This window comes from Mesorhizobium sp. M7D.F.Ca.US.004.03.1.1 (genome assembly GCF_003998635.1).
GTDB classification, from domain to species: Bacteria; Pseudomonadota; Alphaproteobacteria; order Rhizobiales; family Rhizobiaceae; genus Mesorhizobium; species Mesorhizobium loti.
Genome location: NZ_RZQG01000813.1, coordinates 1 through 2,701 on the forward strand (window position 1 = coordinate 1; position 2,701 = coordinate 2,701).

General features: G+C 66.6%; 3 protein-coding genes. All 3 read right to left on the minus strand.

The genetic code is table 11. The features are described from left to right. Window positions 1-953 (minus strand): glutamate-5-semialdehyde dehydrogenase (locus EN935_RS30240; protein WP_127373931.1); only part of this gene is annotated, 953 nt, incomplete at its 3' end. Between the two features lie 3 nt (window positions 954-956). After that, a complete protein-coding gene (gene proB, locus EN935_RS30245; RefSeq protein ID WP_127373932.1) occupies window positions 957-2,129 on the minus strand; it encodes a glutamate 5-kinase in 1,173 nt (390 codons plus the stop codon). A gap of 4 nt (window positions 2,130-2,133) precedes the next feature. Next, window positions 2,134-2,701: GTPase (locus EN935_RS30250; RefSeq protein ID WP_206534602.1), on the minus strand; the 568-nt coding region annotated here is incomplete at its 5' end.

A 2,701-nucleotide genomic window follows, 5' to 3' on the forward strand; every position in this document is an offset into this window, starting at 1 on the left:
GCATCGGTCGCCGGCTTGGCGTCGAAAAACACTTTCAGCACGTCGGCATCGGCATGGATTTCGCAGCCGGCGGCGCGTAAGGCGTCGAGGATCGGCACCAGATGCGTGGAGGCAACCGCCCGGTCGACCAGCAGCGTCTCGGCGGCACCACAGACGCCGGTGCGCCGCATCTTGGCGTTGACCGCAATCCGCACCGCCATGTCGAGATCGGCCGAGCGGTCGATGTAGAGATGGCAAATGCCTTCGAGATGCGCGAAGACCGGCACCCGCGCCTCGTTCTGCACACGTCCGACGAGGCTTTTGCCGCCGCGCGGGATGATGACGTCGAGCGAACCACCCAACCCCTTCAGCATCTCGCCGACGGCGGCGCGGTCGGTGGTCGGCACCAGCTGGATGGCGTCTTGCGGCAGGCCGGCTTCCTTCAGCCCTTCGACCAGGCAGGCATGGATGGCGGCCGAAGAATTGAGCGAATCCGAGCCGCCGCGCAGGATCACCGGATTGCCGGCCTTGAGACACAGCGCGCCGGCATCCGCCGTGACGTTCGGGCGGCTCTCATAGATGACGCCGACGACGCCGAGCGGCGTGCGCACACGCTCGATATGCAGGCCGTTCGGCCTGTCCCATTGCGCGATGACATCGCCGACCGGATCGCGCAGCGCGGCGATCTCCCTGATGCCTTCAGCCATGGCTCGGATGCGCGCCGGATCGAGCTTCAGCCGGTCCATGAAGGAGGCGGAAAGTCCGGATTCCTGGCCGTTCGAGATGTCGATGGCGTTGGCGTCGAGAATGTCCTGCTCACAAGCAACGATCGCCTCGGCCATGGCGAGAAGCCCGGCGTTCTTGGCGGCGGTCGTGGCGATGGCCAGCGGTCGGGCGGCAGCGCGGGCGCGGCGGCCGATATCGGCCATCGTTGCTACGGTGTCATCCCCGGATTTTTCATGCAGCTTCAGCATGGCTCATCCTCCGCTTACGTTGCCACCGGCCAATACTTGGTCGCTGGCCCGTACTTGGTCACCAGAATGGCTCACCACAAGGTCGTCGCGGTGGATCATCGCCGAGCGCGCCTCGTAGCCGAGCACGGTTTCGATCTCGGCCGTCTTCAGACCTGCGATCCTTACGGCATCGGCGGCATCATAGGCAACCAGCCCGCGCGCGATCTCGCGGCCCTCGGGCGACAGGATCGCCACCGTGTCGCCGCGCGAGAAATTGCCGCTGACCAGCTTGACGCCGGCCGGCAGCAGCGACTTGCCCGACAGCAGCGCGCCGATGGCGCCGGCATCGACTGTCAGCCGGCCGGCAGGTTCGAGCTGGCCGGCGATCCAGGTCTTGTAGCCCTTGACCGGGTTGGCGCTCGGCCGGAAGAAGGTGGCACGCTCGCCGCGTTCGATCGCCATCAACGGCGACAGCCGCGTGCCTGACGTGATGATCATCGCGGTGCCGGCGGCGGTAGCGATCTTGCCGGCATCGAGCTTCGTGCGCATGCCGCCGCGCGACAGCTCGGAAGCGGCCGCACCGGCCATCGCTTCGATGTCGGGCGTGATGCGATCGACCACCGGAATGAATTTGGCGTTGGGGTCGCGCGCCGGCGGCGCCGTGTAGAGCCCGTCAATGTCGGAGAGCAGCACCAGAAGATCGGCGCCCATCATGGTGGCGACGCGAGCCGCCAGCCGGTCATTGTCGCCATAGCGGATTTCGGACGTCGCCACCGTGTCGTTCTCATTGATGACCGGCACCGCCTTCATCTTCAGAAGCGTCGAGATCGTCGCCCGCGCATTGAGATAACGGCGACGCTCCTCGGTGTCGCCGAGCGTCAGCAGGATCTGGCCCGACTTCAGGTTGCCCTTGCCGAGCGCATCCGACCAGGCGCCGGCCAGGGCGATCTGCCCGACGGCTGCCGCGGCCTGGCTCTCTTCGAGCTTCAAAGCACGCTTGCCGAGACCAAGGATTGTGCGGCCAAGCGCGATGGCTCCGGACGACACGACGAGGATTTCAGCGCCGCCCTGGGCCAGCACGGCAATGTCGTCGGCGAGCGAGGCCAGCCAGTCTCGCTTCAAGCCCGTCGTGCGGTCGACAAGCAGCGCCGAGCCGATCTTGACGGTGATGCGCCGATATTTTTTCAGCGACTGCATCGGTCTATCTGTCCCAGCGCGTCTCGACCGGGGCAGCGATCTGCGCACGCGCCTCGGCCACCACCGACATCAGCGCCCGCAACACTGCCTCGACACCTTCGCCGGTGACGGCGGACAACAGCATCGGCGCACGGCCGGCGGCGCGCTTCAGCGAGGCGACCTTCTTCTTGCGCGCATCGGCGTCGAGCGTGTCGACCTGGGAAAGCGCCACGATCTCGACCTTGTCGGTCAGGCCGTTGCCATAGGCCTCGAGTTCGGCGCGCACGGTCTTGTAGGCCTTGCCCGGATTTTCCTCCTGCGCCGAAACCAGATGCAGCAGCACGCGCGTGCGCTCGACATGGCCAAGGAAGCGGTCGCCGATGCCGACGCCCTCATGCGCGCCTTCGATGAGACCCGGGATGTCGGCGATGACGAATTCGCGCGCGTCGATGCGGGCAACGCCAAGGCCGGGATGCAGCGTCGTGAACGGATAGTCGGCGATCTTCGGCTTGGCCGCGGTGACGGCGGCGAGGAATGTCGACTTGCCGGCATTCGGCAGTCCGACCAGCCCGGCATCGGCAATCAGCTTCAGC